This is a genomic window from Streptomyces sp. NRRL S-495, from assembly GCF_000966955.1.
Taxonomy (GTDB): Bacteria; Actinomycetota; Actinomycetes; order Streptomycetales; family Streptomycetaceae; genus Kitasatospora; species Kitasatospora purpeofusca.
On sequence record NZ_JZWY01000255.1, the window covers coordinates 1 to 6359 of the forward strand.

Sequence of the window (6359 nt, forward strand, 5' to 3'; positions counted from 1 at the left end):
CTCAGGCGCGGCCGGCCGCCCGCTGGGTGCGGCGGGCGAGGGAGTCGACGACCACGGCCGCGAGCAGCACCGCACCGGTGATCATGAACTGGATGGCGTTGCTCAGCCCCTGGATGTTCATCCCGGACTGGATCGAGCCGATCACCAGTGCACCGAGCAACGCCGACCAGGTCGAGCCGCGTCCGCCGAACAGGCTGGTGCCGCCGATGACGCCGGCCGCGATGGCGTTCATCAGCAGGTTGCCGCCGCCCGAGGTCTGGCTGGCCGACTGGATCTGCGCGGCCAGGAACAGGCCGCCGACGGCCGCCATGGTGGAGCAGATGGTGAACACGCTGATCCGGATCCACGACACGTTGATACCGGCCCGTCGGGCGCCCTCGATGTTGCCGCCGAGCGCGAACACCTGTCGGCCGTAGGTGGTGCGCCGCAGCACGAAGTCCAGCACCACGATGAAGATCAGGAAGATCAGCAGGGCCAGCGGCAGGCCCTTGTACTGGTTGAGCGTGTAGGCGGCCAGGAAGGCGATGACCGCGATCGCCGCGGTGCGCAGCGCGATGTCCAGCACCGGGCGGGACGGCACCCCGGCGGCCTGGCGCCGCCGGGCGTCCAGGACCGAGGCGCCGAGGAAGAGCAGCACGCCGATCAGGGCCACGCCGTAGGCGGCGGCCTGTTCGCTGTAGATGGTGCTGTAGAGCCGGGAGACGATGTCCTTCCCGGACAGGTTGACGGTGCCGTTGGCGCCCAGGATCTGGAGCATCAGGCCGTTCCAGCCGAGGTTGCCGGCCAGGGTGACGACGAAGGCCGGCACGCCGACCTTGGCGAAGAACAGGCCCTGGATCAGGCCGACCACGGCGCCCCCGACCAGGGCGGAGAGCAGGGCCACCCACTGGTTGACGCCGTGGGTGACGTTCAGCACGGCGAAGATCGCCGCGCACAGGCCGCTGACCGAGCCGACCGAGAGGTCGATCTCGCCGAGCAGCAGCACGAACACCACGCCGATCGCGATCATGCCGGTGCCGACGATCTGCTGGGAGAGGTTGGAGAGGTTCTGGGCGGACAGGAAGGAGCTGTTCAGGCTGCCGAAGACGGCCCAGATCACGATCAGCGCCAGCACCACCGGGAGCGAGCCCAGTTCGCCGCTGGTGACGCGGCGGCGGAACTCGCCCAGGTAGCCCTTGACGCCCTCCTGCCGCACGATCAGCCGCGGGTCGACGGCCGGGGTGGCCTCGGCGGCGACCGGCACGGGGGCGTTGACACCCCCCTTGGGCATGTTGTCCTCGGGGAGCGGGACATGGCGGTGCCTGTCGCCGCCGGGGGTCTGCTCGGTCATGGGGAGCCCTCCGTACCGCGGGCCTCCCGGCGGGTCACCGCGTTGTCCGTGGCGCCGGTGATGGCCGAGATGATCTCTTCCTGGCTGGTCCGGCGCTTGTCGAAGACGCCGTTGTTCCGGCCGAGCCGCAGCACCGCGACGGTGTCCGCGACGGCCATCACGTCGGCCATGTTGTGGCTGATCAGGATGACGCCGAGGCCCTGGTCGCGGAGCCGCTCGACCAGGTCGAGCACCTGGGCGGTCTGCTCCACACCGAGGGCGGCGGTCGGTTCGTCGAGCATCACGACCTTCGGCGAGCCGACCAGCGCGCGGGCGATCGCCACCACCTGGCGCTGACCGCCGGACAGCGAGGCGACCGGGATTCGCACGCTGGGGATGCGGATGGAGAGGGTGTCCAGCAGCGAGCGGGACCGCTTCTCCATCGCGACCTCGTCGAGGACGGCGAAGCGCCGGATCTCCCGGCCGAGGAAGAGGTTGCCGACGACATCGAGGTTGTCGCAGAGCGCCAGGTCCTGGTAGACCGTGGCGATGCCCAACTGCTGTGCGTCCTGCGGCCGGTGGACGCTGACCGGGCGGCCCTGCCACTCGATCGTGCCCTCGTCCGGCTGGTGCACCCCGGCGATGGACTTGACCAGGGTGGACTTGCCGGCGCCGTTGTCGCCGACCAGGGCGAGCACTTCACCGGCGCGGACCTCCAACTCGATGTCGGTGAGCGCCTGGACGGCGCCGAACCGCTTGGAGACCCCGCGCAGGGCCAGGACGGTCTCACCCGTCACGGTGACCAACTCCCTCGACCGGGTTCGCGGGCACGGTTACTGGAGGCCCGCGGCCTTGCAGGCGTCCGCGTAGTCCGGGGTGCAGATCTGGGGCACGGTGTAGAGGCCGTCGGCCACCACGGTGGTCTTGATGTTGTCCTTGGTCAGCACGACCGGGGTGATCAGGTTGGCCGGGACCTGGTTGCCGCTGCCGTTGGTGACCGTGACCGGCACCAGCGCCGAGTCCAGCGGCTTGCCCTGGGCGAAGGTCACCGCCATCTGTGCCGCCACATCGGTCTCCGGCTTGAACGGCTTGTAGATCGACATCGTCTGGGTGCCCGCCAGGATCCGCTGCACGCCGTCCAGCTGGGCGTCCTGGCCGGTGAGCGGCACGCTGAGGCCGGCCGCCTTGAGGGCGGTGGCGATGCCGGCGGCCATGCCGTCGTTGGCCGAGTAGACGCCGACCACATTGGGTCCGCCGATCGCGGTGATCGCGGCGGAGGCCTCCTGGTTGGCGTTGTTCGGGTCCCAGTTGGGGGTGTCGTACTCCTTGCCGATCTTCAGCTTGCCGTCGATCGCGCTGTGCGCGCCGGCCTTGAAGTCGGCCGCGTTGGGGTCGGTCGGCGAGCCGTTGATCATGATGATCGACCCGGAGCCGGCCTTGTCGCCGACGGCGGCGACCAAGGCTTCGCCCTGGAGCTGGCCGACCTTCTTGTTGTCGAAGGAGACGTAGGCGTCGACCGGTCCCTGCGCCAGGCGGTCGTAGGCGATCACCTTGACGCCGGCGTCGTGCGCCTTCTGGACGGAGGACTGGATCGACTTCGCGTCCACGGCGTCCAGGATCAGCACCTTGTCGCCCTTGGTGAGCGCGGTGTCGACCTGGGTCTGCTGGGTCGTGGCGTTCTCGTTCGCGTTGTAGTAGTCGATCTGGGCCTGCGGTGCCAGCTCCTTGATCTTCTGCTCGATCAGCGGCCGGTCGAACTGCTCGTAGCGGGTGGTCTTGGTCTCGGGCAGCAGCAGCCCGATCCGGACCGCGCCGACCGTGCTCCCGCCGCCGGCGGAACCGCTCGCGGAGCCGGACGAGCCGCCTCCGGAGGACTCCTTGGCGCTGCCGCACGAGGCCAGCGCGAGACCGAGGGAAACCACTGCGGCGGCCGCGAGCGTGCGGCGAAGCCCGTTGTTCATGAGGATGCCTCTTCCGGTTGGACCCGCCCCGTTCTTCGGTCCCCCGCGTCCGAGTCTGCGAACTGCGGGCCGCCCGCACGATCGGAGCTGGGCCGAACGGGTAAGGCGGCCACCGGCCCGCCGGGGCCGATGGCCGCCTTGGCGGGTGGCGGACGGGGTCCTGGTTCCCCGTCGCCGTCCTCGTCCCCGGGTCCTCAGCCGAAGTCGAGCGACCCCGTCCGGGTGCGCTTGAGCTCGAAGAACGCCTTGTGCCCGGCCAGCAGCCGGACGCCGTCGAAGACCTGGACGGCCTCCTCGCCGCGCGGAATCGCGTTCAGCACCGGCCCGAAGAACGCGGTGCCGTCGACGTGGATGGTCGGGGTGCCGACCTCCTCGCCGACCGGGTCCATGCCCGCGTGGTGGCTGCGGCGCAGCGCCTCGTCCCACTCGGTGCTGTGCGCGGCCTCGGCGAGCTCCTCCGGCAGACCGGCCTCGGCCAGTGCCTCGCGCAGGAGCTTGTCGTCGATCTCCCGGTCCTCGACGTGCAGCCGGGTGCCGAGCGCGGTGTAGAGGTCGCGCAGTACCCCGACGCCGTGCTGCTCGGCGGCGGCGATGCAGACCCGGACCGGGCCCCAGCCGGTGGTGAGCAGCCGCTCGTAGCGCTCGGGCAGGCCCTCGCGGCCCTCGTTGAGCACGGACAGGCTCATCACCCGGAAGGTCAGGTCGAGGTCCCGGTGCTTCTCCACCTCCAGGATCCAGCGGGAGGTGATCCAGGCGAACGGGCAGATCGGGTCGAAGAAGAAGTCCACGGTGTTGGTCACGGTGGTGTTGGCATTGGCAGCTGTAGTGGTCACACGGCCGAGCCTAGGGGCGCGCCGGACCGCTCGGAAGGGCCGGTCCGGCGCGGTTTTCCTGGGCCACTCGCGGATCCGGTCGGCGCGACCCGCCCGGGCCGCTCCTTCACTCCAGCAGGTGAAGGGCCGTCATCGTCCTTACCCGGCAGCTTGATCCAGGACGGTGAAACACGGCCGCCGTTCGGGTGAAGGAGTGGCTCCGGGTGTTTCCGATCTTGGGCCGATATGCTGCCGCCCCGTCAGGCCCTCGCGAAGCCCTCGCGACGGGCGGTACGGGACGAGGGCGGGAGCCGAGAAGATGATGGGACCAGCGCATTCGCTGTCCGGCGCGGCAGCGTGGCTGGGTGCGGGAGCGATCGCGGCGGCGATGGGCGAACCGATGCCCTGGCCGGTGCTGCTGGCGGGGACGCTGATCTGTGCGGGCGCCGCGCTGGCGCCGGACCTCGACCACAAGGCGGCCACCATATCCCGGGCGTTCGGCCCGGTCTCGCGGATCCTCTGCGAGGTGATCGACAGCCTCTCCTACGCCGTCTACAAGGCGACCCGCAGCAAGCGGGACCCGCGCCGCACCGGCGGCCACCGCACGCTGACCCACACCTGGGTCTGGGCGGCGCTGTGCGGCGCGGGCGCCTCGGCCATCGCCGTCTACGGCGGACGGTGGGGCGTGCTCGGGGTGCTCTTCGTGCACATGGTGCTGGCGATCGAGGGACTGCTCTGGCGCCAGGCCCGGGTCTCCAGTGACGTCCTGGTCTGGCTGCTCGGTGCGGCCGGCGCCTGGATGCTGACGGCCGTCCTGAACAAGCCGGGCAACGGCGCGCTCTGGCTGTTCGACCAGCCGGGGCAGGAGTACCTGTGGATCGGCCTGCCGATCACCCTCGGCGCGCTGGTGCACTGCCTGGGCGACGCGCTCACCGTCTCCGGCTGCCCGGTGCTGTGGCCGATCCCGATCGGCCGCAAGCGCTGGTACCCGATCGGCCCGCCGAAGGGGATGCGCTTCCGGGCCGGCAGCTGGGTGGAGCTCAAGGTGCTGATGCCGGTCTTCATGGGCGCCGGCGGCCTGTGCGCGGTGGGGGCGCTGGGCTACTTCGGCTGATCCGCCGCGCGAAACGCGCGACCGCGCGGCCGCGCGAACGCGCAGGTGGCAGGGTCCCGTACCGGGGGAGTGGCTCCGGTGCGGGGCCCTGTCGCGTCCGCGCCTACGTCTGCGCTGCGGGCGGCAGTGCTTGCGGTGGATACCCCCCAGGGGTATAAATGAGCCCATCGCGCAGAGATACCCACTGGGGGTATCGAGAACTGCCGCCGACACCACCGGAGGAATCCCATGTCCTGCTGCTCCACCGAAGGCACCTGCTCGACCGGCGCCGAGGCTGTCGATGTCGTCGTGGACGGCGAGGTCGACGCCGACACCGCCGTTGCCGAGGCCGACCGCGTTCCCGCCCAGCGGGCCTGAAATCCCGGCGGGCCCGGGGATCGAACCCCCGGGGGGTATCGGCCCCGGGCCCGAATCCGACCGACAACGAGCACGAGGAGCCCAGATGATCACCCAGGCACCCGCCTCCACCGAGGTGGAACTCCGGATCGGCGGCATGACCTGCGCCTCGTGCGCCGCCCGGATCGAGAAGAAGCTCAACCGCATGGACGGCGTCGAGGCCACCGTCAACTACGCCACCGAGAAGGCCAGGGTCGCGTTCGGACCGGATGTGAGTGTCGCCGACCTCGTCGCCACCGTCGAGGCCACCGGTTACACCGCCGCCCCGCCCCACCGCAGTCGTCCTGGCCGTCCCCGTCGTCGCCATGGCGATGGTCCCCGCCCTCCAGTTCGACAACTGGCAGTGGCTCTCGCTCACCCTCGCCGCGCCCGTGGTCACCTACGCCGCCTGGCCCTTCCACCGGGCCGCGTGGACCAACCTCAAGCACGGCGCCGCGACCATGGACACCCTGGTCTCGCTCGGCACCGGCGCCGCGTTCCTCTGGTCCCTGTGGGCGCTGTTCCTCGGCCACGCGGGCATGCCCGGGATGCGGCACGGCTTCGAGTTCACCGTCGCCCGGGGCGACGGCTCGTCCAGCATCTACCTGGAGGCCGCCGCCGGGGTCACCGCCTTCATCCTGGCCGGGCGCTGGTTCGAGGCCCGCTCCAAGCGCCGCGCCGGGGCCGCGCTGCACGCCCTGCTGGAACTCGGCGCCAAGGACGTCGCCGTCCTGCGCGACGGCACCGAGGTACGCGTCCCGATCGGCGGGCTGACCGTCGGCGACCGG

General features: G+C 71.0%; 6 protein-coding genes and 1 pseudogene. 3 read left to right on the forward strand and 4 right to left on the reverse strand.

Annotated elements, in window-relative coordinates; all coding sequences use genetic code 11:
- Position 1: 1 nt before the first annotated feature.
- From VR45_RS14770 to VR45_RS14785, 4 genes are all read right to left on the reverse strand, one after another.
- Positions 2–1270: an ABC transporter permease gene (locus VR45_RS14770; RefSeq protein ID WP_045940210.1), complete on the reverse strand. Its 1269-nt coding sequence runs from the start codon at positions 1268–1270 to the stop codon at positions 2–4.
- A 56-nt stretch (positions 1271–1326) separates the two neighbouring features.
- Entirely contained in the window at positions 1327–2106 is a 780-nt protein-coding gene (locus tag VR45_RS14775; protein ID WP_078880721.1) for an ATP-binding cassette domain-containing protein, read from the reverse strand.
- A 36-nt stretch (positions 2107–2142) separates the two neighbouring features.
- Positions 2143–3270, reverse strand: a complete 1128-nt coding sequence (locus tag VR45_RS14780) for a substrate-binding domain-containing protein (protein WP_045940206.1) — start codon at positions 3268–3270, stop codon at positions 2143–2145.
- A gap of 194 nt (positions 3271–3464) precedes the next feature.
- Positions 3465–4103, reverse strand: a complete 639-nt coding sequence (locus VR45_RS14785) for a DsbA family protein (RefSeq protein WP_286163224.1) — start codon at positions 4101–4103, stop codon at positions 3465–3467.
- Positions 4104–4401: 298 nt separating this feature from the next.
- Between VR45_RS14785 and VR45_RS14790 the strand changes: the two genes are divergently transcribed.
- The 3 genes and pseudogenes from VR45_RS14790 to VR45_RS44065 form a co-directional block, all read left to right on the forward strand.
- The gene (locus VR45_RS14790) at positions 4402–5196 is read left to right on the forward strand and encodes a metal-dependent hydrolase (RefSeq protein WP_045940208.1); all 795 of its coding nucleotides are present in this window, start codon (positions 4402–4404) and stop codon (positions 5194–5196) included.
- 228 nt (positions 5197–5424) lie between these two features.
- On the forward strand, positions 5425–5553 hold the full coding sequence (locus VR45_RS50050; protein WP_286163225.1) for a hypothetical protein: 129 nt from the start codon (positions 5425–5427) through the stop codon (positions 5551–5553).
- Between the two features lie 85 nt (positions 5554–5638).
- Positions 5639–6359, forward strand: a pseudogene (locus VR45_RS44065) (cation transporter); the annotation flags it as partial.

Excerpts from the sequence above, each read along its gene's own strand:
- VR45_RS14780 (WP_045940206.1), bottom strand. The coding sequence starts at position 3,270 with ATGAACAACGGGCTTCGCCGCACGCTCGCGGCCGCCGCAGTGGTTTCC.
- VR45_RS50050 (WP_286163225.1), top strand. The coding sequence starts at position 5,425 with ATGTCCTGCTGCTCCACCGAAGGCACCTGCTCGACCGGCGCCGAGGCT.
- VR45_RS14790 (WP_045940208.1), top strand. The coding sequence starts at position 4,402 with ATGATGGGACCAGCGCATTCGCTGTCCGGCGCGGCAGCGTGGCTGGGT.
- VR45_RS14770 (WP_045940210.1), bottom strand. The coding sequence starts at position 1,270 with ATGCCCAAGGGGGGTGTCAACGCCCCCGTGCCGGTCGCCGCCGAGGCC.